Source organism: Variovorax sp. 10N432 (assembly GCF_056394465.1).
On the sequence record NZ_JBFTHX010000003.1, the window covers coordinates 32,745 to 58,777 of the forward strand.

General features: G+C 68.2%; 23 protein-coding genes. 8 read left to right on the forward strand and 15 right to left on the reverse strand.

From position 1 onward, the window contains the following. The first annotated feature begins 59 nt into the window (after nt 1–59). Entirely contained in the window at nt 60–212 is a 153-nt protein-coding gene (locus AC1DF3_RS04445) for a hypothetical protein (RefSeq protein ID WP_286521062.1), read from the forward strand. Here AC1DF3_RS04445 and AC1DF3_RS04450 read toward each other — a convergent pair whose 3' ends face one another. The 7 genes from AC1DF3_RS04450 to AC1DF3_RS04480 all read right to left on the reverse strand — a co-directional run bounded on the left by AC1DF3_RS04450 (nt 213) and on the right by AC1DF3_RS04480 (nt 8,474). Next, complete coding sequence (locus AC1DF3_RS04450; protein WP_478138936.1) at nt 213–389, reverse strand: hypothetical protein; 177 nt, start codon at nt 387–389, stop codon at nt 213–215. Nucleotides 390–393: 4 nt separating this feature from the next. Continuing rightward, complete coding sequence (locus AC1DF3_RS04455; RefSeq protein ID WP_286530616.1) at nt 394–849, reverse strand: DUF4148 domain-containing protein; 456 nt, start codon at nt 847–849, stop codon at nt 394–396. Between the two features lie 176 nt (nt 850–1,025). Then, entirely contained in the window at nt 1,026–2,531 is a 1,506-nt protein-coding gene (locus AC1DF3_RS04460; protein ID WP_478138937.1) for a sodium:solute symporter family protein, read from the reverse strand. 37 nt (nt 2,532–2,568) lie between these two features. Beyond that, nucleotides 2,569–2,760, reverse strand: a complete 192-nt coding sequence (locus AC1DF3_RS04465; RefSeq protein ID WP_286530614.1) for a DUF3311 domain-containing protein — start codon at nt 2,758–2,760, stop codon at nt 2,569–2,571. Between the two features lie 82 nt (nt 2,761–2,842). Next, entirely contained in the window at nt 2,843–5,848 is a 3,006-nt protein-coding gene (locus AC1DF3_RS04470; protein ID WP_478138938.1) for an ATP-binding protein, read from the reverse strand. Nucleotides 5,849–5,907: 59 nt separating this feature from the next. Further along, the gene (locus tag AC1DF3_RS04475; protein WP_478138939.1) at nt 5,908–7,413 is read right to left on the reverse strand and encodes a M81 family metallopeptidase; all 1,506 of its coding nucleotides are present in this window, start codon (nt 7,411–7,413) and stop codon (nt 5,908–5,910) included. 47 nt (nt 7,414–7,460) lie between these two features. Beyond that, entirely contained in the window at nt 7,461–8,474 is a 1,014-nt protein-coding gene (locus tag AC1DF3_RS04480; RefSeq protein ID WP_286530611.1) for a tripartite tricarboxylate transporter substrate binding protein, read from the reverse strand. 138 nt (nt 8,475–8,612) lie between these two features. Between AC1DF3_RS04480 and AC1DF3_RS04485 the strand changes: the two genes are divergently transcribed. Continuing rightward, complete coding sequence (locus tag AC1DF3_RS04485; protein WP_478138940.1) at nt 8,613–9,527, forward strand: LysR family transcriptional regulator; 915 nt, start codon at nt 8,613–8,615, stop codon at nt 9,525–9,527. 52 nt (nt 9,528–9,579) lie between these two features. On the opposite strand, the gene AC1DF3_RS04490 is transcribed toward AC1DF3_RS04485, so the two are convergent. The 3 genes from AC1DF3_RS04490 to AC1DF3_RS04500 form a co-directional block, all read right to left on the reverse strand. Then, a complete protein-coding gene (locus tag AC1DF3_RS04490) occupies nt 9,580–11,010 on the reverse strand; it encodes an aldehyde dehydrogenase family protein (protein ID WP_478138941.1) in 1,431 nt (476 codons plus the stop codon). Nucleotides 11,011–11,062: 52 nt separating this feature from the next. Then, complete coding sequence (locus AC1DF3_RS04495) at nt 11,063–12,079, reverse strand: alpha/beta fold hydrolase (protein ID WP_478138942.1); 1,017 nt, start codon at nt 12,077–12,079, stop codon at nt 11,063–11,065. Between the two features lie 207 nt (nt 12,080–12,286). Continuing rightward, nucleotides 12,287–13,054: an alpha/beta fold hydrolase gene (locus AC1DF3_RS04500; RefSeq protein ID WP_286530607.1), complete on the reverse strand. Its 768-nt coding sequence runs from the start codon at nt 13,052–13,054 to the stop codon at nt 12,287–12,289. Nucleotides 13,055–13,453: 399 nt separating this feature from the next. Between AC1DF3_RS04500 and AC1DF3_RS04505 the strand changes: the two genes are divergently transcribed. Beyond that, complete coding sequence (locus AC1DF3_RS04505) at nt 13,454–14,047, forward strand: cytochrome P460 family protein (RefSeq protein WP_478138943.1); 594 nt, start codon at nt 13,454–13,456, stop codon at nt 14,045–14,047. Between the two features lie 42 nt (nt 14,048–14,089). On the opposite strand, the gene AC1DF3_RS04510 is transcribed toward AC1DF3_RS04505, so the two are convergent. From AC1DF3_RS04510 to AC1DF3_RS04525, 4 genes are all read right to left on the reverse strand, one after another. Next, nucleotides 14,090–14,467: a response regulator transcription factor gene (locus AC1DF3_RS04510; protein ID WP_286530605.1), complete on the reverse strand. Its 378-nt coding sequence runs from the start codon at nt 14,465–14,467 to the stop codon at nt 14,090–14,092. A gap of 150 nt (nt 14,468–14,617) precedes the next feature. Then, complete coding sequence (locus AC1DF3_RS04515; RefSeq protein WP_478138944.1) at nt 14,618–15,631, reverse strand: sensor histidine kinase; 1,014 nt, start codon at nt 15,629–15,631, stop codon at nt 14,618–14,620. A 153-nt stretch (nt 15,632–15,784) separates the two neighbouring features. Beyond that, nucleotides 15,785–16,450, reverse strand: coding sequence for a response regulator transcription factor (locus AC1DF3_RS04520; protein ID WP_478138945.1), 666 nt, complete (start codon nt 16,448–16,450; stop codon nt 15,785–15,787). Nucleotides 16,451–16,473: 23 nt separating this feature from the next. After that, the gene (locus AC1DF3_RS04525) at nt 16,474–21,591 is read right to left on the reverse strand and encodes a trifunctional serine/threonine-protein kinase/ATP-binding protein/sensor histidine kinase (RefSeq protein ID WP_478139114.1); all 5,118 of its coding nucleotides are present in this window, start codon (nt 21,589–21,591) and stop codon (nt 16,474–16,476) included. A gap of 403 nt (nt 21,592–21,994) precedes the next feature. Between AC1DF3_RS04525 and AC1DF3_RS04530 the strand changes: the two genes are divergently transcribed. From AC1DF3_RS04530 to AC1DF3_RS04540, 3 genes are read left to right on the forward strand one after another with little or no spacing between them, the layout of a single operon-like run. Further along, the gene (locus AC1DF3_RS04530) at nt 21,995–22,378 is read left to right on the forward strand and encodes a hypothetical protein (RefSeq protein ID WP_478138946.1); all 384 of its coding nucleotides are present in this window, start codon (nt 21,995–21,997) and stop codon (nt 22,376–22,378) included. Between the two features lie 15 nt (nt 22,379–22,393). Continuing rightward, nucleotides 22,394–22,972 (forward strand): thioredoxin family protein, encoded by a 579-nt coding sequence (locus AC1DF3_RS04535; RefSeq protein WP_478138947.1) that lies wholly within the window; start codon nt 22,394–22,396, stop codon nt 22,970–22,972. 1 nt (nt 22,973) lies between these two features. Beyond that, nucleotides 22,974–23,102 (forward strand): hypothetical protein, encoded by a 129-nt coding sequence (locus AC1DF3_RS04540; protein WP_286530599.1) that lies wholly within the window; start codon nt 22,974–22,976, stop codon nt 23,100–23,102. A 13-nt stretch (nt 23,103–23,115) separates the two neighbouring features. Here the strand turns inward: AC1DF3_RS04540 and AC1DF3_RS04545 are convergent, their stop codons facing one another. After that, on the reverse strand, nt 23,116–23,859 hold the full coding sequence (locus AC1DF3_RS04545) for a response regulator (protein ID WP_286530598.1): 744 nt from the start codon (nt 23,857–23,859) through the stop codon (nt 23,116–23,118). Between the two features lie 284 nt (nt 23,860–24,143). On the opposite strand from AC1DF3_RS04545, the gene AC1DF3_RS04550 reads away from it, so the two are divergent. Together AC1DF3_RS04550 and AC1DF3_RS04555 are read left to right on the forward strand one after the other, a co-directional pair. Continuing rightward, on the forward strand, nt 24,144–24,560 hold the full coding sequence (locus tag AC1DF3_RS04550; RefSeq protein ID WP_286530597.1) for an organic hydroperoxide resistance protein: 417 nt from the start codon (nt 24,144–24,146) through the stop codon (nt 24,558–24,560). Between the two features lie 108 nt (nt 24,561–24,668). Next, a complete protein-coding gene (locus AC1DF3_RS04555; protein ID WP_478138948.1) occupies nt 24,669–26,030 on the forward strand; it encodes an ATP-binding protein in 1,362 nt (453 codons plus the stop codon). Nucleotides 26,031–26,033 lie beyond the last annotated feature (3 nt).

Here is a 26,033-nt window from a genome sequence, read left to right on the forward strand (position 1 = left end):
GGTTCACAGCCGGCGGCCGGAGGCGCAAAGTCGCTCCATTGTCGAATCGGGAGCAGACCATGGACTCAGCAATTCTCACCCTTGGCGCACTGGCGGTCGTGGTGGTGGCCGGCTGGGCCATCGACCTGCTGCTGCACCGCACGCCGCAGACGCGGATGCAGCGCATGATGGCGCAGCAGCTGCGACGCTCCACGCGGGCCATCGAAGGCTGATCAGCCTTCGCCGAGTGCGTCTGACCGCCACGCCGACACCGCGGCCAGCGGCGCTACAGGCGTCATGTCGATCGGGGGCATCGGTCCTGCCGCCGCCAGCCATGTCAACCCCATGAGCGTCACGCTGCGGTACCACCTGGTCTCGAACAGCGACACGATGCCGGCGGCCATCGGCAAGGGCTCAGTTCGAGGCGACGGCCGGCCGCGCGGCGACGTGGCGCCGGTCCGCGGCCAAGGCGAAGGAGCCGCTGTCTTCGCCGTACAGCTGGTCGAGCGTGCCGTTCTTCTCGGCAGCCTGGAGTTCGCCCTTGACTTCCGCGCGCGGCGTGTCCAGCACCTGGTGCCTGGAGAGATAAGCCGAGCCGCTGTCGCTGCCATCCAGCACGTTCAGCGTGCCGTCCGCGCGGGCTTCCTTGACTTCGGCCTTGACCTCCTTGCGCGATTCGGTCGAACGGAAGTGCGAGGCCAGGTAGGCTGAGCCGCTGTCCTCGCCGTCGAGCGCGGCGAGTTCGCCGCTGGCCTGCGCGGCCTTGAGTTCGGCCTTCACTTCCGCACGGCTTTCTTGCGCCGAAGCCACGGTGCCCGAGAGCGCGAGAACGGCGGCCGCCAGGGCCATGGCCAAATGGATCTTCTTCATGGTGATTCCTTTGCGCGTCTGAATGAAGTACAGAGGCGGCGCCAGCAGACACGCGTCCGACGTCCTCTTCGAAACCCGAGCGACTTGCGTCTGCATCGGTGTCTCTACTGTCGGATCTGGCGGTTGCGATCGGATTGCCCCGCTGCCACTGCGCGATGCAGCTGAAACCCGGACGGCTACGTTTGAAACACGGCGTAGCGCAACGGCTCGGGGCTGACCCGCGGCGGCATCCTCGCGCGCAGCCGGTCTCGCGTGAGCAGACTCACGATGAACGTCGTCAGGACGTTCAACGCCAGGCCGACGATGCCGAGGTTGACGTCGTGGACCCATTCCGGCGCAGCGGGAAGCAGCCGCCGCATGGTGAGACCGGACACCACGCTGCCGGCGACGAAGGTCACGCCGACGAGAATGCCCGCGAATGCGCCATAGCGGTTGACCCGACGGTCTCGCGCCAGCACGGCCAGCAAGGCCGGTGCCAGCTGCGTCACGAAGCCGAAGCCCATGAGCAGCAGGGAGACGATGCTGGCGCCGCCAGCCAAGGTCCAGGCGACGGCGGCCAGCATCAGCAAGACGGTCGCGCCACGCGAGACCATGGACAGGTGTGCATCGCTGCTGGCTGGCCGGCAGGGCCGGTAGAGGTCGCGTGCGACCAAGGTGGATGCGGACACCAGCATGATGGAGCCCGGGACGATGGCCGTGAGCATGCCGGCGGCGCCGATCACGCCGACGATCCAGGGGTCGAAGGTCTGGATCGCGAGCCTCAGCAAGGCCAGGTCGATCTGGTCTCCGGTCAGCGCGGGAACTTGCAGCACTGCGGCGAGCCCGGCGAACATCGAAAACAGCATCACGAGCGCGTAGAGCGGCATCACCATCGCATTCCGGCGGAAGCTGCGCTCGTTGCCGGCGGTGAATGTCGCGGTGAAGGCGTGGGGCCACAAATACATGCCCAGCGCCGACAGCGCGACGGTCGATACGAACCATGCGCCGCTCTTGCCGGTGGCGGGCAGCGCCAGGAAGCCCGGCCGGTGCTGCTCGATGTGCCTGAACATCGCTTCCAGCCCGCCGTCGTAGCGATACGGCAGGTAGAGCCCCAGGAACACGCAGACCGCCAGGATCAGGACGTCCTTCAGAACGGCCGTGCTGGCGGAGCCGTGCATGCCCGACAGGAGCACGTAGGCCGTCATGGCCAGCGCGCCGATCCAGATCGCCGACGACGACGTGAGGCTGCCGTACGACGTGAGTTCCACGATGATGCCCAAGCCCTTGAACTGAAGGACCAGGTAGGGCAGCAGCGCGAGCAGCGCGACCGCGCAGACCAGCAAGCCAATCAACGGGCTGTCGTAGGCCTTCGCGAAGAACTCTGGCTGTGTGAGCACGCCGTGCTGCCGGGCGAAGCGCCAGATGGCCGGCAGCAGCCAGTACGACAGCACGAACGCCAGGCAGGAATAGGCCATGACGTAGAACGCAGGGCCGCCGTGGCCATAGGCGAAGCCGCTGGCACCCAGAAAGGTGAAGGTGGTGTAGAGCTCGCCGGCCATCAGCACGAACACCAGCCGGCCAGAGAAGGCACGCCCGCCGACGCTCCATTGCTCCAGGTTCATGCGCACCCCTTGCCGGGCATGCAGTCCAAGAAGCAGGACGCCGACCAGGGTCGACGCAATGATGGCCAGCGCGGGATTCATGCAGGTCGCAGCGAAGAGGAAGGCGTTGGCGCAGCGCCTAGGGCGCGCGATTGGCGGGGTCGAGCCGGAAGACCAGCCACATCACCGCGGCCGTCGCGATCACACAGCCGATGGTCCACGCGACGAACAGCGGGAGCCCGAGCACGAAGGGCTGAACCCGGGCGGCGAACAGCGAGCCGCCAAGGAACAGCAGGAACGGAATGACGGCGAGCCAGTGATGCAGTTTCATCGAAGGCCCGGCACGAGACCGCCATGGCCGTGCGCGACCTGGCGGGAGAGGGGCAGGGCAGTGGTCGACCGATTGGACACGGCTACCCCATCGGCGCGGCCGACGCTGCCCGTTCGTCGATTCGCGCCAGGATCCCGCCCGCCTCCTGGAGGTCCGCGGTGTCGAAGCCTTCCTCGTAGTGGGCGAGTACCCCTCGCAGCAACGCTTGTCCCTGCGGGGCGCGGGGCGTTTCGCTCCACAGCCGTGCCAGGTCCATCGCCGTCCGCAGCTCCCATCCCCGCGCGCCTTGGCGGCGGCTCCAATCCAGGGATTGCACCAGGCATTCCTCCGCCTCGTCGATGCGGCGCTCGGGCGCACTGCGCAGCGCGCGCGCCTTGACCCGCAGCAGTTCGGGAAGGTGGCAGAGATCGCCGTTCGCATGCACCGACGCCAGGGTGTCGTCGATCAAGACGAGCGCTTCGGGCGTCCTGCCGACCATGGTCAGACCTTCGGCCAGCGTGAGACTGAAGGAGGTGGTGAGCAACTCATAGCGAGATTCGTGGAGATCGCCCAGGCAGCGCGCGAGCGCCTGCACGCCGTGCTCCGGGTCGCCGCGCCTGAGCGCCAGTTCGCCCTTGATGCCGCGGCCGACGGCCAGATAGGGCGTCAGCGAATGAGATTCCGCGTAGGCGATGAAACTGTCAATGTCCCGCTCGGCCCTGTCGAGGTCGCCGACCCAGAGGTAGACCGAAACGGCCCAGATCAGTGCGATGCACAGGGTCACAGGATGGTCCAGCTGGCGGGCGTCGTCCACGGCGCGTTGAGCGACGATGACGGCCTGCGCCGGGTACCCCTGCAGCCAGAGCGTTCGAGCCAGCGCGATGCTGGCGCGGTTGGCATGGTCGAAGCCGGAATAGATCGTGCTGGCCTGTGCGGATTGCACCGTGCCGTCGATCGCTGCTTCCAGCAGAAGGCGTGCCTTGGCCTGGTCTCCGGTCAGATGGCTGCAGAGGCCGACCAGGGAATTGGCGGTCGCACGCGCCGTCGGGTCATCGATCGTCTCGGCCACCGCGGCGCTTCGGTGGGCGTAGTCCAGCGAGACCACGAAGTCGCCGATGCGCTCGTGGAATATCTGCAACCGGGCAAGGAGCTGGACCTGGCTGGCGGTGTCGCCCAATTCCTGAGCAACCGCCAGACTTCGTTCGAGGGCATGGCGCACCTCCTCGCTGTTGCCGCGCGTGAACATCTGCGACAGGCCCAGCGCGGCCTGCAGGGTCATTTCCGAGCGGCTCGCGACGGTACGCTCGGTCAGCTCCCCCAGCGCACGCGCCGACCAGCGGTGGCATTCCGCCAGCAGCGACATCGCCATGAAGGCCGGCACCGCTGCCGCTGCCAGCGCGACCCCGAGCTCGGTCGCGCCTTGGGGGCCGAAGCACCATTCCAGCGCCGCCCTGACATTGCCCAGGTCTGCCGTGTCCGAGGCGCGGCCGGCGTCGCGCGAAAAGGCAGCGTCCTTCTCGGCCGCCTGCTCGAGCCGATGGCAAAAGTACTGCGCGTGCCGAAGCGCCGCCGCCTCCGTCGTCTCCGCGCTGGCTTTCGAGAGCGCGTAGACCCGTGTGCTCTCCAGCAGCCGGTACAGCGTACGCGCGCCTGAACGGTGCATGGCGAGCAGCGATTTCTCCGCCAAGCCCGCGATCGCGGCGAGCACCTGCTCCTCGCTCACACCGGGCGCGACCACGACCCGGCGCGCGGCCTCCAGCGAGAAGTTGCCGACGAACACCGGAAGCTGGCACAGGACCTGTCGCTCTGCGCCGTCGAGCAGCTCGAAGCTCCAGTCCAGCGTGGCCTGCAGGGTCTGATGGCGCGGCCGTGCGGTGCGCTGCCCGGGCCACGACAGCGTGAGGCGATCGTTCAGAAGGGTGGCGGTCTGGTGCAGGCCGTAGCTCACCACGCGCCGCGCCGCGAGTTCGATCGCCAGCGGCACGCCGTCGAGCTTGCGGCAGATGCCGGCGACGACCTGCGCATCGGTGTCGTCGAGACCGAGCATCGCCCCGCTGGCACCTGCCCGTGCCACGAACAGCCACGCCGCCGGATAGGTCAGGACGCCAGCCGCCGTGATCCCGGGCTGGTCCGGGGGGCTCGCCAGCGGTTCCAGCCGGTGGACATGTTCGCCTTGCGTGCGCAGGGGTTCCCGGCTCGTCGCCAGGAGGTGGACATGGGGTGTCGCCGCAAAGATCCTCTCGGCGAGCAGGGCCGCCGCATCGATCACATGCTCGCAGTTGTCAAGAACCAGCAACATGCGCTTGTCGCGCAGGTACGCGAGCAGACTGGGCACCGGGTCGCTCGAACGGACGGACAGCCGCAGCGTCGAGGCGATCGCAGTCGGCACCAGGGACGCATCGCTCAACGCCGCGAGGTCGATGAAATAGACGGCGTTGCCGAACATTGCAAGCAGGTCGTGGCCGGTTCGAACGGCAACCGTTGTCTTGCCCACGCCGCCCGAGCCGACGATGGTGACAAACCTGCTGGTGGCGAGCCGGGCCCGGATTTCGGACAGATCCGTTTCCCGCCCCACCAACTGCGGCGGCTGTCCGGGAAGGACGGGCTCGGCAGGGTTGGCGGTGTCGACGCCGCCTTGCCTCGAAATGGCAGCGACGAAACAGTAGCCGCGGCCGACGATGCTGACGATGTAGCGGGCGCCGTCCTTGCCGTCGCCGAGCGCCTGCCGCAGCATCGTGATCTGGAAGCGGAGGCTGCCGTCCGAGACGACGACGCCGGGCCAGGCCAGCCGCATGAGTTCGTGCTTGCTGACCACCTCGTTGGCGCGGGCGACCAACACGATCAAGACATCCATGGCGCGCCCGCCGAGTTCCACCGGGGCGCCGTCGCGCGTCAGCAGCCGCTCGTTCTCCCTGAGGGTGAACGGTCCAAACGTCACTATGGCGCCTGTTCTCGCTGCGAATTCGTTCATCGATGGAAACTCTGAGACGCCGACCCGCAGGAAAAGGGCATCGAGCCGGTCGACGGATGTCTTCCCGAGCCGATGCGACCAGGCAATGGCCGCGCCCCGGCGCAGGGGCGAAGTCGACCACTCGGCGGCTTCGCCCATTGGAAAATGACGCGAAGTTTAGCGTGCGGGCCAGGGGCCCGACGCCGCCGGCCGGAAGCTCAGGCATGGACATCGGCGGCGCCGGCAAAGACCGGACCGTTCGGCCGCGTGCGCATGCCGGGCCCCAGCTTCGTCCACGGCAGATCCGCGGGGTCGGCAATGAAGGGACCCGGCGCGCGCACGACCAGGATCTCTTTGGCGATGGCGGCGAAGTCGGCCCGGAAATGCACCGAACTCTTGTTGACGAGGATCTTCATGCGCTCGGGTTCGATGCCGACCGCCCGGTACATGTTCCGGTCGAGCAGCTGCGCCTTGGCCGAACTCACCGCGATGCGCACACCCCCGATGCGCAGCCGAGCCATCGGACCGAGGTCGCTGGCCTTGCCGTTCATCATCGGGCCGCCATAGACGAACTTGCCGTCCGACAATGCCTCGACCTGGAATTGCGCCTGCAGCGGCGGGTCGCCCTCGATCTGCGGACAACCGCCCAGTCCGATGCTGATTGTCGCGCCCACGCCAGCCTCGTGCGCCGCCGCCGCGGCCGATGGATCGCAGATCAGGCCGATCGCGGCGTCCTGTGCACCGTGGCGCAGCAAGGTGCGCAGCATGCCCGTGGTGTTCGAGTCGCCGCCGACGCCCGGGTTGTCCTGCGTGTCGGCGATGATCACCGGCCGGTGCGCGGTGGCCGCGACCTGCATCGCGTGCTGCACGGCAGCGTCGGGCTCCTCGAACTCGACGGCCCATTGGCCCTCGGGCTCGCAGACGCGATCGAAGAGGGTGTCGATGGCGCGCTCGGTTTCTGCTGCGTCGAAGCCGTAGCCCCAGATCACCGGCCCGCATTCCGGGAAGTCCGCGGCCGGGAAGCCAGGCGCGAATGACAGGGAAAGCACCGTGGGCTCGAGCTCTTCGAGCAGGTCGTAGACACCGCGCGCGGGCTGCATCATCGTCGACATGCTGTTCACGGGGATCAGGAAGGGCACGCGCCGGACCGCGAGGTGAGCGGGTTGTTCCGCACGCATCAAGGCCAGCAGCAGTTCGCCGGCGCGCCGGCCCGTGTCCGCCATGTCGATGTGCGGATAGGTGCGATAGGCGACCACGCCGTCCGCCAGACCGAGCATCTGCCGTGTGACGTTGGCATGCGAATCGAGGGAGGCGACGATCTTCATGCCGGGCCGTGTGACGGCCCGGATGCGCGACAGCAGTTCGCCCTCGCCGTCGTCCAGGTGCTGCGCAACCATCGCGCCATGCAGATCCAGGTAGATGGCATCGAAGGACGCGCTCCTGGCAGCCTCGACGATCTCGGAAGCGATGAGCTCGTACGCGTGGGTGGTCACATGGGCCGAGGCGCCCGCACCCGCCCAGATGACCGGCGTGACGCTGTGCCCCTGTGCCCGCACGAAGTGGATGAAGCCGCTGGCGGGCAAGTTCACGTCGAGCAGTCCGAACATCGCTTCGCCGCGCACGAGGCCCGGGAAGTCCTCTCCCCGGACGAAGCTGTCGTAGCTGGCCACGGTGGGGGCGAAGGTGTTGGTCTCATGCTGGAAACCGGCGACGAGGATGTTCATGGGGTTCTTTCGGAGGGAGGGGACATGGGGGAGGCTGCGCGGCCGGATCACTGCGGTGTCAGCTGGATGGAGCGCGCCATCTTTCTGAACTTGTCGGTCTCGGCGGCGTAGAACTTCGCCGAATCGGCCAGCGATTGCGGCTTCATGGCCTCGACGCCGGACAGCGCCAGCGCCTTGGTCATCTCGGGCGATGCGATGGCCTTCTGCGATGCCGCGAGCAGAATGTCTGCGCGGTCGGCCGGCATGCCGCCCTTGGCCATGACCGCCAGCCAGACGGCGTAGACCAGCTCCTTCTTCTGCGCGAGCTTGCCCTCGGTGATGGCGGGCACCCCGGGCAGGGTCGGCATGCGCTGCGTGTCCAGCACGTCGATCGCCTTGATCTTGTGGCTCTCGAGCAGTTGCGTCGACGCCCCCAGATTCGGCAGGATCGTGACGTCGATCTGCTGGCCGACGAGGTCCTGCATCATCGGCGTGGCGCCCTTGTACGGCACATGGAGCAGCTTGGCGCCGGTCGTCTGCGCGATGTACTCCGAGACGATGTGGTACATCGAGCCGTGGCCGGGGCTGCCGAAGGTGAGGCTCTGGCTGCCGGCCTGCCTGCCGGCGGCGATCACCTGTTCGAGCGATGAATAGGGAAGGTCGTTGCGTGCCATGACCACCAGCGGGTGCGTCGAGATCGGTGCTAGCAGCGCGAACTCCTCGGGCTTGTACTTCGCTGAGGCGTTGGACAGCGGCGCGAGGATCGCCTCGTTGGGCGAACCCATGATCAGCGTGTAGCCATCGGCCGGACGGCTCAGCAGCCGCTGTGCCGCCAGTGCACCGCCGGCGCCCGGCAGGTTCTCGATGATGAAGGGCTGCCCGAGGGCCTTGGCCATCTCGGGCTGCATCGCACGCGCCAGCACATCCGCGGGCCCGCCTGGCGGGAAGGCGACCAGCATGGTGATCGGCTTCGAGGGAAAGGCATCGGCCGCAGCGGCAGTGCCGGCCGTGGTCGCGAGGCCCAGCAGGGCAGCGTTCACGGCGATCAGGCGGGCGAAGGCGTGGAAGGTTCTGCGTCGCATTTCAGTCCTCTTTCGTTGAGCGCCGCGAGGCGGTGGGTGGGGGGTGAGGCGATTGTTTGATGTAGCATTCGTTCGAGCAACAGCAATTTCGTGGCTTGAACGTTGCTCAAAGGGCAACACCAACAAGAGGCCTGTACCGTGCGGGAGATCAACCAGAAGCGACTCAGGTATTTCCAGGAAGTGCTGGTGCGGGGGTCCATGCGCGGTGCCGCCGATGCGCTCAACACCGCACCGTCCGTGATCACGCGCCAGGTCGCGCTGCTGGAAGAGGAGCTGGGCTTCGCCCTTTTCGAGCGCCAGGCCCGCGGCGTCGTGCCGACCGACAACGCCTACCACCTGCTCGAGTACTGGCGAGGCTGCCAGGCGCATCAGGAGCGGCTGGTCGAGCGGCTCCAGGCGATCGATTCGATGGAAACGGGCACGGTTCGCATCGTCGCCAGCGAAGGTTTCGTCGAGGGCCTGGTGACCCAGATCGTCGCCCCGTTCTGCGAGGCCTATCCGAAACTCACGGTCGAGCTGGACGCCTTGCCCGTGAACGAACTGATCGGCGCGCTGGCGGACGACTCGGCCCACATCGGGCTCGCCTACAACCCCCAGCCCGATCCGCTGCTGCAGTTCGTCGCCAGCGCGGCCGCGCCGACCCAGGTGCTGGTCCGGGCGGGCCACCCGCTCACCCGGCTCGCCGGAGCCCTGCGCCTGAAGCAGCTGGTCGGCTTTCCGATCGCGCTCATGCCGCCCGGCTATGGCGTCGAGCGCGTGGTCGAGCTGCTCGAGTACGCGGAGCACCTGAAGCTGCACCCCTCGTTCCGGAGCAACTCCGTCACCAGCCTCAAGAGATTCGTGCAGTCGACCAACGGCGTGACCTTCGTCGGCGCCGGCATGGCGGCATCGGCGGAGATCGCATCCGGGGAGCTGGTCGCACTGAATCTCGCCGATCCACTCTGCAGGACAGCGCAGGTGCGGCTGATCGTGCGCCACGGCCGGCCGCTGGCCATCGCAGCGAGCAGGCTGCTGGCCGAGATCCAGGGCCGGTTCTCGGTTTTCGCGCCTTGACGGTGGGCGAACGCAGGGTGGCGGCGAGTCGGACGCCCGGTCGTTGCGGCCTTCAGGCCAGGCTGTTCGCCATGGCGACGGTCTTGGGCTCCAGGAAGGCTTCCATCCCGAAGACGCCGAACTCCCTGCCGATGCCCGATTGCCTGACACCCCCGAAAGGCGCGATCAGATCGGGCGCGATGCGATTGACCAGCACCGTGCCGGCGCGAAGCCTGGAGGCCACGCGGCGTGCACGCTGCGGCTGCGACGAGAAGACGTAGGCCTGCAAGCCGTAGATGGAATCGTTCGCGATCTCGACTGCTTCGTCCTCGTCGTCGTAGCCGATCACCGAGAGCACGGGCCCGAAGATCTCCTCGCGTGCGATGTCCATGTCGTTGCGCACACCGGCGAACACGGTGGGGCGGACGAACCAGCCCTTGTCGAGGCCATCCGGACGGCCCTCGCCGCCGGCCACCAGCGTCGCGCCCTGCGCCAGGCCGCGACGGATGAACTGCTGCACGCGCTCGAACTGCACCTGGCTCGCGAGCGGCCCGACCGCCGTGGCGGCGTCGCGCGGATCGCCAACCCGCAGCGCGGCGACGGCATGCCGCAGGCCTTCGATGACCTCGGTCATGTGCACGTTCGGGACCAGCAGGCGCGTGCCGGCCACGCAGGCCTGGCCGTTGTTCATGAAGGCGGCGTTCAGCGCCATCGGCAACGCGATGGCCAGGTCGGCGTCGTCCAGAATCAGGGTGGCCGACTTGCCCGACAGCGCGAGGCTCACCCGCTTCAGGGTGTCCAGGCCGGCACGCGCGATGCGCTTGCCGGTCTGCGTCGAACCGGTGAAAGAGATCTTCGCGATGCCCGGGTGGGTGGCGATCTCGTCGCCCACATCGCCGCCGCGCCCGAGCAGCACGTTGACGACGCCGGCCGGCAAGCGGGCGTCATGCAGTGCCTCGGTCACGACCTGCGCCTGCAGCGGGCCCAGTTCGCTGGGCTTGACGACCGAGGCGCAGCCCGCTGCGATGGCCGAAGCCAACTTGCTGCAGATGCTGCCGGCCGCGCTGTTCCATGGCGCGATGAGGCCGGCGACCCCGATCGGCTCCATGACGACGGCGGCCTCACCCAGGCGGCGTTCGAAGGCATAGTCGCCCAGCATCTGCGCCGTCGTGGCGAAACACTGCGAGGCGTAGTTGCTGACCCATTGAGAACGGCCCAGCGGGCCGCCGTACTCCTCGATCGTGGCATCGCGGATCTGGTCGCTGCGGGCCAGTACGGCGGCCTCGAGGCGCCTGAGCATCTCGATGCGCTGGGCCTTGGTGCTGTTCGCCAGCCCCGGTTGGGCCCGGTTCGCCGCGGCGATGGCCCGTCGGGCATCGACGCGGTTGGCCAGCACCACCGTCCCGATGGCCTGCTCGGTCGCGGGGTTGACGATCTCCAGCCGTTCGCTGCCCTGGACAGGCACGAAGGCGCCGTCGATGTAGGCTTGATCGAGGTTCCACATGGTTCGCTCTCCTGGTGCGATGGAGGTGCTTGTTCGCCGGCCGGACGGCGCCTTACCCGCGTGCAAGATCGAGCACGGCCCTAGCGAAGGCCTCGGGGGCTTCCTGCGGCAGGTTGTGGCCGATGCCACCGCTCACCAGCCGATGTTCGTAGCGCCCCGAGAACTTCTTCGCGTAGGTGCTGGGCTCCGGATGCGGCGCGCCATTGGCATCGCCTTCGAGGGTGATGGTCGGCACGCCGATCACGGGCGCCTTGGCCAGCCGGTCCTCGAGCGGCTGGTACTTCGCCTCGCCGTCGGCCAGACCGAGGCGCCAGCGGTAGTTGTGGATCGTGATGGCCACGTGGTCGGGATTCTCGAGTGCCGCTGCGCTGCGGTCGAAGGTCGCCGCATCGAAGTTCCACTTCGGCGATGCCAGTTGCCAGATGAGCTTGGCGAAGTCGTGGCGATTCTTCTCGTAGCCCGCGCGGCCGCGCTCGGTCGCGAAGTAGTACTGGTACCACCACTGCAGTTCGGCCTGCGGTGGCAGCGGCACCTTGCCGGCCGCCTGGCTGCCGATCAGGTAGCCGCTGACCGAGACCAGCGCATTGATCCGTTCCGGCCAGAGCGCGGCCATGATGCAGGCCGTTCGTGCGCCCCAGTCGCAACCCGCCACCGTGGCGGTGCGGATGTCGAGCGCATCCATCAGCGCGATGATGTCCACGGCGACCACCGACTGCTGTCCGTTGCGTGGCGTGTCGGCCGACAGGAAGCGCGTGGTTCCGTAGCCGCGCAGATGCGGCACGATGACCCGCAAGCCTGCCGCCGCCAGCGCCGGCGCCACGTCGACGAACATGTGGATGTCGTACGGCCATCCGTGCAGCAGGATCACCGGTGCACCGTTGGCCGGCCCCGCTTCGTAATAGCCGATGTTGAGCGTGCCGGCATCGATGCTCTTGAGCGGTTCGAGGCGCTGGAGTGCGCGAGCGGGCTGGGCGAAGGCCGGTGTGACCGCCGAGAGCTGGGCGGCGGCGGCGCCGAGCGCGGTCGCGGTGAGGAAGCGCCGGCGGGGCAGTTGGAACGACGGTGTCATATTTGAATCTCCTGAGCAAGGGTGGGCGGTGGAAGGGTGGTCCAGATGGTGCCCGCGGGATCGCGATTCGGCAGGTACTGCGTATCGCTCTGTATCTGCGGCTGTCTTCTCGACAATAAATTTCGATGCCTGGGTCGATGGGCCGATCCGGACCGTCCCACCGATCTGGCCGGCCTGCGTGGCGACAGGCCGGGCCTGGCAGTCCGTCTAGCGGTTTGCGGCTTCGACGATGAGCTTGGCGACCACATCGGGCTTCGACGTCATCACGACGTGCGAAGCGCCTTTGACGACCACCGTCTTCATGGACTTGGCGCGCTCGGCCATGAAGGCCTGTGCCGCCGGCGGGATGTTCTTGTCGCCGTCACCGTAGACGAACCACGAGGGGACCGTCTTCCATGCCGGTGCTCCGGCCGGCTCGCCGAGCGCCGCCTCGGCGATGGGGCGCTGCGTCGCGGCCATGAGACGCGCAGCGACGACGGGCACGTCAGCGGCGAACTGGTCGTGGAACCTGTCTTTCAAGATGTACAGGTCCTTGCCACCATCCGCGAGTGCGACCGGTGGTGCCAGCGCGGGCCCGAGCGTGCTGCCAGGAAACTTGCCGCTGAGATCGGCGGCCGACTCACCCGCTTCTGGTGCGAACGCAGCCACGAAGACAAGCGCTTTCACGTTGCTCTTGCCAGTGGCGGCACTGGAGATCACGGAACCGCCGTACGAGTGGCCCACCAGCACCACCGGTCCCTTGATTGAATCGACGATCCCCGCGATGTAGGCCGCGTCGGATTTGACGCCGCGCAGCGGGTCTGCCGCAGCGATGACCGGGTAGTGCTGTGCTTCGAGCTTGCGGATCACGCCGTCCCAGCTCGATGATTCGGCGAAGGCGCCATGGACGAGCACGACGGTGGGCTTGACATGCTGCGCGGTGCCGGCGGTCTGCGCCGAAGCGGTGAGCGTGACGAAGACGCCCGCCAGTGCCATCAGGCCTCCGATGGCGACCGTGCGAGCGCGGCGGCGGCTAAGTTGTTTCATTCGAATTTCCTGTCGTTGAAGTAGAGAGCGAAGAGGAGTGATCGTCCTTCGCAACGCAAGAAGGCGCGCGGGGGGCAAGCACGGACGCGGTTATAGGATGCGCAGCCACCCGCACCGCTGATCTGTGTATGGCACTGTGTCTGCCGAACCGCCTGACAAGAGGAGTTACGCAAACGCATCACGGCGATGCGCCCCCGCGCCGCTCGCCGGTGAAACGTAGTGTGGCTGTCCGCAGTGGAGATACGCGGGCATACGAAGTCCGGTCCGCAAGAGGCAAGGTCGCCGAACAATCGACGTGCTCTGGGACTCACCTCCAGCCCATATTTTCAACACTCAAGGGTCCGTCTCATGAAACGACTCGACACGCAGCAGGCTTCCGCCTTCAACGCCAAAAGACTCGATGAATCACCGTCTCCAGACCGGGCGGTGTTGGCGGCGCTCACTGGCCTTGGCGTCCTTGCGCTCGCGGCCGCCGCGGCCGTCTTCTCGGTGGCCTCCAACGCCTCTGCGGACGCGAAGACGACGGCTGCCTCGCCCCTGTACGGCGTCACGATTCCCGAGGGCTACAGGCAGTGGCGACTGATCGCACCGGCCATCGAGGCAGAGCCGTTGAACGAGCTTCGGGCGGTGCTCGGAAACGCCAAGGCCGTCGAGGCCTACGACCAGGGCAGCCTGCCGTTCCCGGACGGCACCGTCCTTGTCAAGCTGGCATGGAAGCAGGTGCAGTCGTCGGAGTCCCCTCCCGCCACTGTTCCGGGCGCGGCCACGACCGTTCAAGTGATGGTGAAGGACGCGAAGAAATACGCCGCCACGGGTGGCTGGGGCTTCGGCCGGTTCGTGAACGGAAAGCCCGTCGACCTGGCACAGCACCAGACCTGTTTCGCCTGCCACCAGGCGCTGGTGAAGAATCACGACTACGTGTTCACGCGGCTGGCACGCTGACGCGCAAAGCGCCCCGTCCCCAACGGGGCCGTCGCCACGTCGTCAGCCGTGCGCGAGCGCCAGCTCGATCCAGGTCTTCAGCTCGTCGGCGTCGATCGGCTTTTCGATCAGGCACAGCGCCGAGCTGGCCGCCACGCGCTCGCGCACGCGGGTCGATGCGAAGGCGGTGATGAACAGCGTGCGGACATGGATGCCCCGGCCTTGGAGCCGGTCCAGCAACTCGATCCCGTCCATCGCCGGCATCTGCACATCGCACACCAGGCAGTGCGTACGCGCCGCCGTGCCGGAGGCAAGGAAAGCCGAGGCCGATGCGAACTCGCGCGCTTCCCAGCCGAGCGAGCGCACGAGGCTGCTCGTCGCGGTGCGCACGAAAGAATCGTCGTCGACGATGGACACGAGCGCGATGCGATGGGAGGACAAGTGAGAATCCGGCTCTTTACCTGGGAAAGCGGCTGGGACCATCCCATCATTGCCCGGTGGCCCAGAATACCGCCGCGAGCGCGCGGCAGCCATCATATGAAGGTATGGGCGCTGGACCTTCGCCGGCCTGGAGGTCCCGCTCGAGCGGCGTCATGCCATTGCGAGCGGCAGCGTCAGGCGTGCCTCGAGCCCCCCGCCGCGGCGGTTCTGCAGCAGGAGCTCGCCTTGCATGGACCGCGCGAGGCGCCGGGCGATCGCCAGGCCCAGGCCCGATCCCGGCTTGTGCTCCTGTCCCTGCCGTGCCCGCACCCAAGGGGAAAGGACGGCCTCCATCTGCGCCGGGCAAATGCCCGGTCCCGAGTCGATCACGGCCAGCACCAGGCTGCGGGTATCGACGCGGGCGCTGATCCGCACGTCGGTGCCATACCGCAGCGCGTTGTCGATCAGGTTGGCAAGCACGCGGCGCAGCGCCAGCGGGCACGCGGCCACCGGCCGGCCGATATGCCCATCCAGCGCGATCGCCCGGCCCGCGTCGCGGTAGTCGCGCACCAGGTTGCCGATCAGGCCGTCGGCATCGACATGCTGCTGTGGCTCGGCCACGCTGCGCTGCATCCACGCGCTCGCGACGCTGGCCTCCACCAGTTCGCGCATCTCCGCGAGGTCCCGCGCCAGGGCTTCGCGTGCCGCGGGATCCTCCAGCATCTCGCAACGCAGTCCCATGCGAGTGAGCGGCGTGCGCAGGTCGTGCGCATAGGCGGCCTGGACATCCAGATGCTCTGCCTCGCGCTCCGCCTGGCGGCGGCGGACTGCGTTGATGGAGCGCGCGAGCTGCGCAATGGCCATCGGGGCAGTCACAGCGATGGCGGGCAGCCTGGCGTCCTTGCCTTCCCGATCCAGCTCACGGGCAATTCGCATCGCGCCGGCGCGGTGGGCGTGGACGGTGAAGCCGAAGAGGGCGCCGAGCAGCACAAGACCGACCAGCAGCGTCAGGGACAGCAGCCCCCACAGGCTGGCATCGACCGTGCAGGCTGCTGACGGCAGCATCGTGGCATGCGTGGTCTGGCCAAGGGTGGCGATGGCGAGCGCGCGGCCTGCGATCATCGCGGTTCGAGCCGCGGCCGCGGCGGGGGCGGCGTCGGGGTGCTTCACGGGGCTGTTCGTCATCTTCGTTCTCCTGTTGCCGTCGCAATGGGCGGCATGGGGAGATGACATCACGCGCAGTGCCAGGTGCGCCATTGCACCCGCGTTCGCCCGACCCCTACGAAGGTTTGCCCTTGTCATGCGGGCGCGCAGCGGACCACGGGCCGGGCGAGGCGCTCAGTGCGTGCCTTGGAGCACGCCGAGCGCTTCCATCTTGCGCACCAGCTCGGCGACCGAGCGGGAGTTCATCTTGCGCATGGCCTGGCCGCGATGGATCTTGGCGGTGATCTCCGCGATCCCCATCTCGGCGGCGATCTGCTTGTTCATGAGGCCTCCGCCCACATGCTGCATCACCTCGCGCTCGCGCGGCGTCAGGGCATCCCAGCCGTTTCGAACCGCAAGCAACCGGCGCGCCGCCTCGAGTCGCCTGGCGTCGCTGTCCAGCGCGGCGGTGACCGCATCGATCATGTCCTGGTCGCGGAAGGGCTTGCTCAGGAAGTCCACGGCACCCGCTTTCATCGCCTTCACGGTCATTGCGATGTCGCCGTGCCCGGTCATGAAGACGATGGGAATCGGCGGGCGGGCGAGCTGGAGCAGGCTCTGCTGCAATGCAAGGCCGCTTTGGCCGCGCAAGCGCACGTCAAGCACGAGGCAGGACGGCCCGTCGGCGCGCGCGGCGGCGAGGAATGCTTCGGTCGAATCGAAAGCGCGAACCTCCAGGCCGATGGAGCGCAACAGGCTGCCCAGCGCGCCGCGCACGAGATCGTCGTCATCGACGATGTAGGCGACACGGGGATCGCTGTCGGGGCGAGTGCCGGTCGGGAAGGCGGGGGCGGGATGCATGGTTCGGTGGCTGGCGAAATGGTTCAGACGTTCCGGGCCGCAGCGCCCGGGTCCAGGCGCGGCAGCGAGAACACGGCGCGCGTGCCCGCCGTCTTGCGCGGCAGCAGCGCGAGCGTCCCGCCGTGCGCATCGAGGATCGACTTGCAGATTGCCAGACCCATGCCCATGCCGTTGGCCTTGGTGGTGAACAGGGGCTGGAGCAGCTTGTCGGCGGTCCCGGCGCCAATCCCGCTGCCGACGTCGTCCACCGCGACCTGGGCGCGGCCTTCGTCGTCGGTCGCACACGCGAACCGCAGCAGCCGTGGGCCGTGCTCGAGCGCCGTCATCGCCTCGGCGCCGTTCATCAGGAGATTGACCGCGACCTGCTGCAGCTGGACGCGGTCGCCGCGCACCTGCACCGGTGCGTCCAGGCCTTGAAGCTCAAGGGCGACGCCCAGCGATTCGAGCGGACCGGCGACCAGCGTCGCCGCTTCGCGCAGCGCTTCGCCGAGATCGAAGGGGGCGAACTGCGGCTCGGCGTTGCGCGCCTTGGACCTGAGGCTCTGGATGATGGTGCGCGCTCGCAGTGCACTCTTGCTGATGTGCGCCAGCATCTGGCGCGCCTCGTCGATGTCGGGCGTGCCGCGATCGAGCCAGCGCAGAGCGGCACTGGCGGAGGTGTCGACCGCTGCGATCGGCTGGCCGATCTCGTGGACGATGGAGGCGACGAGTTCGCCCATGGCCTTGAGGCGGCTGGCGCGCTCGAGTTCGGCGAGGGCGCCGCGCAGCTGTTCCTCGGCGACGGCCCGCTGCCGATTCTGATCGAGCAGTTCGTCGTACAGGCGCGCATTCTCCAGGGCGAAGGCTGCCTGCGAGGCGATCACCTCCAGCAGCTCGGCCTTGGCGAGCGTGAACACCTGGGCCGCGAGGTTGTTCTCGAGGTACAACGCGCCGATCAGGGTCGCGTGGCGCATCATCGGCACGCACAACACCGAGCGCGGGCGCCGGACGCGAACGTAGTGGTCTTGTGCAAGGGAGGGTTCCTCGCGCGCGTCGCCCACCACCAGGCACTGTTGGGTGCGCGCGACGGCCTGCACGATCGATACCGGAAGAATCTCGCTGCCGAAAGCGGGCACCTCCTGCGTCACCGGAATGGCGCCATCGAGCACGCGTGCCTGCGCGCGCACCTGCCAGACGCCGTGACGCAGCAGCGCCAGCGTGCCGCGTTCGGCGCCGGCACTCTCGAGCGCGGTGCGCAACACGGTTTCGATCAGTCGGGCGGGAACGATGTCGCTCGCGAGCGCGGTCGAGATGCGCAGCACGGCCTGCGCGTCGAGCGCCTGCAGTCGGCTCGCCGCCGGCGGCCACGCGTCCTGCTCGAAAACCGCAGGATGGGCAGCCTGCAGTTGCCGTACCTTGGCCGCGGCACCCCAGCGCTGCCATGCGCCGCGGGCATGGCGCAGGTTGCCTTGTGCGGAGAGTTCGTCGCCGCGGCCGGTGTGGAACGCCGCCGCCAGTTCGGCGGCCAGTGCCTCGATCTGCGTGAAGCCGTGTCGGCGGGCATGCGAGACCGAGCGGACGTAGGCCTCGGCGGCTTGCAGCGGCTCGCCGCCGACCCGCGCCAGCTCGGCGCGCACGAGGTCGAATCGGGCCGAGAAGTTGTCGGGGCAGACTTCGGCCCAGGCTGCGAGCTGCGCCACGTCGCGGTGCAGCGCCGCCTGCTGGTCCGGGTCCCGCACCGGCAGCGCCAGCAGTGCCAGCGCGCCGTAGAACGGCAGTTCGCCGCTCTCTGCAAAGGTGCGCCCGGCCGACGCACAGGCCTGGGCACGCCGGCGCGCCTCGAGAGCGTCGGGGAGGTCACCCGACAGCAGTGCCCCCTGCAGGCGGTACACCCAGTATTCGAAGTCCACCAGTGTGGTCGACGCGCCTTCCTGAGGCACGCTCGGTGGCTCGGGCAGGTGCCCGTCGGTGCCGTCCTGTAGCCGAGCAAGAAGCACCTTCTGCGCCAGCAGCGCGTTGACGACGAACTGGAAATTGGCGTCGCGCGCCAGGGTCAGGCCGTGCTCGACCGTATCGCGCACGTTACCGAGGAACTCGCCCGAGAACAGCAGGCCGCTGGCTTCGTTGGCGCCGCAATAGATCGCAAAGGTGTGGTCCGCGACATTCACCAGGACCTGGTAGGCACGGCGGATGAAGTCGCGCGCCGCACGGGCGGGCTGCGTCCAGGGCACGACCATGGTGCCGTAGGCCATGTAGACGCGGCCGCGGTAGAGGCGCAGGCCGCGCTCGTCGACCAGATGCAGCGCCAGCGCGCCGAACTCGCGCGCGGTGCCATAGTCGCCGTAGCGCACACCGAAGACCTGCGTCATGCACACATACCCATTCGCCGACGCGTCCGTATGGCCGTGCACGATGCCGAGGTTGGCCATGCGCAGCAGAATCAGATCGACCAGGTTCTGGTCGGTGTAGAGCGCTGGCGGAATGAGGTCGCAAAAGATGTTGGTGATCGCCAGGCGCAGCGGATCGACTGCGATCGGCAGGCGCCGCAGCGCGAGGATGCCGTGCCGGTCCAGCCAGGTCCGCAACTGCGTGTACTCACGGTCGACCGCCGCGTCGTCCGGCCGCATGGGGACGTGGATGCCTGCCTTGCGCAGAAAGCTCAGCCCGACGGCCAGCGCAAGGTCGAATCGCCCGAGGGTGGTGTACAGCGCTGCGCGCAGGCGCGCCAGGTCGGCGCCGAAGACGCCGTCGCCCGCCACCTGCTCCAGGGCCGACAGCCGCGCTTCGGCCGCCTCGAGGTTGCCGGTCAGGAATTCGGCTTCACCGCACGACGCGCGAGCGTTCAGCCCTTCCTCGGTGACGTCGTCCGCGCCCAGGAAATCGAGCGCGGCGCGGAAGAAGCCGAGCGCCGAATGGTGGGCGGTGGCGGCCTTGGCCTGACGGCCGGCTTCGAGGTTGAGCTTCGCGAAGTCGCGCCGTTCCTGAAGCGCGTCGACGGCCGATCGGGCGAGGTTGGCCTGCGCGGCGATCGCGAAGACGTGGGCCCGCGCCGTGGGGTGCGCGCTCTGGCGGCGCGCGATCTGCAGATGCAGCGAAGCGCGATCTGCCGGCGCCACGGATGCATAGGTCGCTTCGCGGAACCGGTCGTGGCAGAACACCCAGTCGTCGTCCTCGCGGCAGAGGGTTCCGGCTCGAAATGCGGGCTCGAGCGTAGCTTCAAGGCTGCGGATCGAACGGGCATCCGGCGCCAGCCCCGCGGCGACAGCCAGCGTTTCGCCCGACGCGCGTTGCCCGAGGAAAGCCAGCAGCTGCAGCGCGGACTGCGTCGGGGCCGGCAGTTCTTCGAAGCGGCGCACCAGCAGGTCGACGACGTTGTCGACGGCCGGATGCGCAGTGATGCGTTCCAGGCTCCAGCGCCACGCCGACGCCCCCGCGTCGTAGGAGAGAAGGCCGTCGTGGGCGAGCAGCCCGAGCAGGTGCTGGGTGAAGAACGGATTGCGCTGGGTCTTGCGGCCGACCACGTCCGTGAGCGGCCCCAGGCCGTCGCCGTCCTGCTGCAATGCCTGCGCGATCAACTCGCGCAGCGCGCGCTCGTCGAGCGGTCCGAGTTCCAGCTTCACTGAGGCGGGCACCTCGGCGAGCCGGTCTGCACGCAAGGGATGGTCGGCATCCACCTCGTTGCTGCGGAAGGTGCCGACCAACAGCAGCGGCGTGCCGGCATGCTGATGAAGCAGCCGTTCGAGCACCTCGAGTGCGCCGACGTCCGCCCATTGCAGGTCATCCAGCAGCAGCACCAGGGGCCGCGTGGCGGTCGCAAAGCAGGCCAGCAGGCGCGCCATGCCCTGGCGCACGCGCTCCCGTTCGAGCACGGCGGACGCGTCCGGGGTCTCGGTGGCTGCGGGTTGCGCACCCAGAACGACCGGCAGGGCGGGCAGGAAGCCGGCCAAGGTGCGATCCACGGCCGTCGTTGCGGCGCGGATCCGGTCCTGCCAGGTCGCAAACTCTTCCTCGGGACAGCCGAGCACGAACTGCAGCAATTGTTCCAGCGCCTGCACCAGGATCGCATAGGGCTGTCCGCGGGTGCCTTCGTCGCACTTGCCCGCGGCGACCAGGGGCGAGCCCGACTGCCGGATGCGCGCCACGGCTTCGCGCAGCAATATCGATTTGCCGATGCCCGACGGGCCCGAGACCCATGCGACGCGCGATCGCGAATCGCTGGCAGTCTGGCGGTAGAGCGACACCAGCGTCTCGAGCTCGGCGTCGCGGCCCAGCACCTGGTCCGTGTAGCGCACCCTGCGCAGGAGAGCCTGGGCGTCCAGCGCGAAGTGCGGGATGGATCCGTGCTGGCGATACAGGGTCTCGCAGCGATGCAGGTCGGCGAGCACACTGGCCGCGCTGTCATACCGGTGCTCTCGGGTCTTCTCGAGCAGTTTCAAGATCAGCAGCGACAACTGCCGTGGGATGCCCTCGACCAGATCGGAGGGTGGCGACGGCTTGTGCGTTGCATGCGCATGCACCCGCTGCGCAGGATCCGCACCCTGGAAAGGCGGCCTGCCGACCAGCAGTTCATGGAGGATGCAGCCCAGCGAATAGAGGTCCGCGCGTGCATCGACCCGCACGTTCATGCGCCCGCCGAGTTCGGGCGCCATATAGTCGAAGCTGATTTCGTCCCAGGCCAGATGCTCCTCCGGCAGCACATCATTTTCTGTGGCAATGCGGCTTGCGAAACCGAAGCCTGTCAGGCGGGCCCGGCCGTCGGGCGTGAGCAGGACACGATCCGGCGTCAGCGCGCGATGCATCACGCCTGCCGCGTGCATGGCAGCAGCGGCCGCGGTCAGTCGGATCGCAACGGCGATGAATGTGTCGATGCTGCGGACCGGGCAGTCCATGCGGCGCAGCAGTTCCCCGCCCGGGTCCTTCAGGACCAGCAGCGCGCCTTCACCATGCGGCACCAGGGCCAGCGGCAGCGCCGCCCAGTCTTCATGCAGCGCATTGCGGAACGCGTACTCGCGCTGCAGCGTGGCCTGAGCCGTCGGTTCTGCTCGGCCGCGTCCCGCAACGAGCACGGACACACAACCGTCGGCGATGGCGCGCTCGAGGCGCGGCGCGGCCGCCCCCAGGTCGTGGAAATCGCGTGCCATCAGGCCGTGGTCGCAGACCATCGGATCGAGTTTCACTGGCACGCCGGAGCCGTTGCGCGGGGCGGATTCGGGGTTCGCGTCGCGAAGGCCCGCCTCAGGTCGCCGCGTGATTTCTTCTTGCTGCATGGAAACGGGCCTCCGCTCTTTCGCTTCGCGCCCATTGGAGCCCAGATGTTGGCACGCCGGCGGTGGCGGGCGTTGGCGTGTGTTAGCTCTTGTTAGATGCGCAGGTGTTGGCGGCCGCGAAGGCCTCCCATCCCGGTGTTCTGGGTTGCGGAGCGGGATCGAGACCTCGTCGTGAAACGTAGTGTGTGCGGTTGCCAGACTGACACAGAGACATACGCAACGTCGGGCGAAGGCGAAGGGGGCGTCGAATAATCCGCTCGTTCCCTCTCCAAGCCCTACCTTCCATCAAGGAATCGCCATGAAGATCTCCCGAATCGCCAGTGCCGCCTCGCTGTCCGTCCTCGTTGCGCTGATCGCCGCGCAGGCCCATGCCGAGGAATATCAAGGCGTCCTGCAGACCCATTCGACGCTCGGCCGCGGTGACGTTCGCGCCCAGGCGGAGCTTGCTGCGCACGCCATCGATCCTTACTCGGAAGGCGCCTCTTCCGTCGTGGCCGCGGCACTTCCATCCCCGCGCGAGCGTTCCGCGGTGCAGTCCGAAGCCCGCGCAGTCGCTCACGCGCCGAGCCAGAATCTCTATGTCGAGGCCTTCGTGAACAGCCGGGTGCCGGTCCAGTACGGCATCCGCGGGGTGCTTCCGACACGTCAGGCCGGGATCGCCGACGGCGTCACCTTGCGCTGAACGCTGGAGCTCGCCGTGAACATGAAATCCAACGTGCTCCTCGTCGTCGCGGCCGCCGCGGCCTCGGTGGGCCTCCTGACCTTCGCGGCGCCGCCGCCCGGCGGGGACATCGCCACCGGCGCCGCGCAGAAGGCGCCAGCGTTCGCGAACATCGACCAATGGTTCAACTCGCGGCCGCTCCAGCTGGAAGCGCTGCGCGGCAAGGTCGTGCTGGTCGACTTCTGGACCTACACCTGCATCAACTGTCTCAACCACCTGCCCTACGTCAAGGCATGGAACGAGAAATACAAGGACCAGGGGCTGGTCGTCGTGGGCGTGCACACGCCGGAGTTCGCCTACGAGAAGTCCGCCAGGAACGTGCAGGACGCCATCGACCGCCTGCAGATCAAGCACGCCGTGGCGCAGGACAACCAGTACGCCACCTGGAGGGCCTTCGACAACCAGTACTGGCCCGCGGTCTACCTGATCGACAAGCAGGGCAAGATCGTCTACTCGCATTTCGGCGAAGGCAGCTACGGCGCGACCGAGAAGAAGATCCAGGCCTTGCTGGCCGAGCAGCCGCCGGCATCGCCATCGCCATCGCCAGGAACCTGAGGTGAAGAAGCTCTGGTTCGTGCTGCTCTTCCTGGCGGGCGGCTTCGCGCACGAAGTGCGCAACCCGGTGAGTTGCCAATGCATCAACGCCCGCGCATCCGAGGGCGGGCGAAAACGCGGTCGCCCATGAATGGGCGGGACGCTCAGTCGTCCCGCGCCTCGACCGACGAAGCGAAGACGTAGCCCTCGCTGCGGACCGTCTTGATGTACCGCGGCTCGCGTGCATCCTCGCGCAGTCGCTGGCGCAGGCGACTCACCAGCAGGTCGATCGAGCGCTCGAAGAGTTCGGCTTCGCGGCCCTGGGTCAGGCTCAACAGCTGGTCGCGGGTCAGGACCTTCTGCGGATGATCGAGGAAGACGCGCAGCAGCCGGTACTCGGCGCCGCTCAGGGCCACCATCGTGCCGCTGTCGTCCAGCAGGTGGCGCGCCACCGTGTCCACCTGCCAGTCGCCGAAGACCAGCTTCCGGGTCGGCTCGACCGCGCCCATGTTGGGCGGCAGCATGCGCGTGCGGCGCATGACCGCGCGCAGGCGTGCGAGCAACTCGCGCGCGGAAAAAGGCTTGGCCAGGTAGTCGTCGGCGCCCATCTCCAGGCCCAGGATGCGGTCGGCCTCCTCGCTGCGCGCGGTGAGCATCAGGATGGGCGTCGCCTTGTACTTGCCGGTGCGCAGGTCGCGGCACAGCGTGAGCCCGTCTTCACCCGGCAGCATCAGGTCGAGAATGATCAGGTCGAAGGGGCCCGACGCCTCCAGCGCCGCGCGCATGTGCCGGCCGGTGGGCACGGCGACGACGCGCAAGCCGTTCTTGACCAGGTAGGTCGTGAGCAGCTCGCGGATTTCCCGGTCGTCGTCGACGATGAGGATGTGGTCCGAGGTCTTGGGGGTCATGACGTGGGTGGGGCGTGTGGTCCGCGGCAGCCGCAATGTAACTTGTCGCTTTCGCACCGCCAGCGGGTTTGTATTCGCAAGTATCCGACATGCAGCGGCGCCACACTATGTTGCGCGCCCTGCCTGCCGCTTCGGCCGCCAACCGGCTCGCAGGAGGCCGGGCTTGAAACGTAGTGTGTGCGTTTCCCGCGCGGATACAGAGGCATACGCAGGATGCGCCGGCGCGTTCGAACGCAGCCAACAATCCAGCCGTTCTCCATTCGAACCGCCTCAAGGAACACGCCATGACCTCCTCCGAAAAGATCCTCTACACCGGGAAGACCCGCACCACCGGCGGCCGCGCCGGCGCCTCGATCAGCAGCGACGGCCATCTGGACGTCAAGCTGTCGCCGCCCGGCGGGGCCGGCAACGGCACCAATCCCGAGCAGCTCTTCGCCGCCGGCTGGTCGGCGTGCTTCATCGGTGCCATGGGCCTCGCCGCCGGCAAGCGCTCGCTCAAGCTGCCCGCCGACCTGACCGTCGATGCGGAGATCGACCTGGCCAACGCCGACGGCGCCTATTTCCTCAAGGCCCGCTTGAACGTCAGCGTGCCGGGCGTCGAGCGCGAGGTCGTCCAGTCGCTGGTGGAGGCGGCGCACCAGACCTGCCCGTACTCCAAGGCCACGCGCGGCAACGTGGACGTCACGATCAGCGTGGTCTGACCGGACACGGGCCAGAACGGAAGGACTTCCATGGTGCTCCTCGGCGCTCGACAACGTGCGATGCAGGCCGTGGGCCTTGCGGCCGAGCCGAGGTTTATAAACGCGTCAATGGCCACAGCTTCCAGTCCCGCCGCTCGCAGCGGCACCGGCGCCCTCCTGCGCCGCCTGGTGCCGCGCACCCTGTTTGCCCGCGTGACCTTGGTCATCGTGGTGGGCTTGGCGATCGCGCAGCTGCTGACTTTCGCCGCCATCCGCTACGAACGCGACACGGCCATGCGCGAGCTGATGATCGCCGGCATCGAGCGCGACATCGCCAGCTCGGTCGCCGTTCTCGATCGTCTGCCCGCGGCCGAACGGCCCGGCTGGCTCCAGCGGCTGGAACGGCGCAACTACCATTTCGTTCTGGGCGGCCGGGCCGAAGGGGTGGATCCCCGATCCCGGCAGTCGCAGCAATTCGCCAAGACCCTGGTCGACGCGATGCGGCCGTTCGAGATCGTCAAGGTCGCACAGGTGAGCCAGCCGCCCGAAGGCCTGCAGATCCAGGTGCGGCTGAGCGACGGCGCGTCGGTGGTGGTCCACGCCATGCGCGTGGGCATGCCGATGTCGCCCTGGGTGCCGTGGGTGCTGGCGCTGCAGCTGCTGGTGCTGGCCGCCTGCGCCTGGTTCGCTGTGCGGCTGGTCACGCGGCCCTTGGCCGACCTGGCCGCCGCGGCGGACCACCTGGGCCCCGACCTCCAGGCGCAGAAGCTCGACGAAGAAGGCCCTACCGAGGTGGCGCACGCCGCGCGCGCCTTCAATGCCATGCAGCAGCGGATCGGCGGCTACATGTCGGAGCGGGTGAAGATCCTCGCGGCCATTTCGCACGACCTGCAGACCCCCATCACTCGGATGCGGCTGCGTACCGACCTGATGGACGATGCACACGACCGCGTCAAGTTCCGCCAGGACCTCGACGAGATGAATTCGCTGGTGCGCGAAGGCGTGACCTATGCGCGCACCCTGCACGGCGCCACCGAGCCGCCGTTGCGCATGGATGCCGACGCACTGCTCGAAAGCATGGTGGCCGACTACGAAGACGCCGGCCAGCGGGTGCGCCTCGAGGGACGCGCCGGCGCGCCCATCGTGGGCCGGCCGAATGCGCTGCGCCGGATCGTCATGAACCTGGTCGACAACGCGCTCGGCTTCGGCAGCGATGTGCGCCTGCGAGTGCAGGCCGGCAACGATGAACTCGTCATCGCCGTGGTCGACAACGGCCCCGGCATTCCGCCCGACGAGCTGGACGCCGTCCTCAAGCCCTTCTACCGCGTCGAGAGCTCGCGCAACCGCAGCACCGGCGGCACCGGCCTGGGCCTGGCCATCGCGCACCAGCTCGCGATGGCCATGGGCGCCGTACTGGAGCTGCGAAACCGTCCCGAAGGCGGCCTGGAGGCACGCCTCACCCTGCCGACCCGACCCCTTGCTTCGTATTGAACC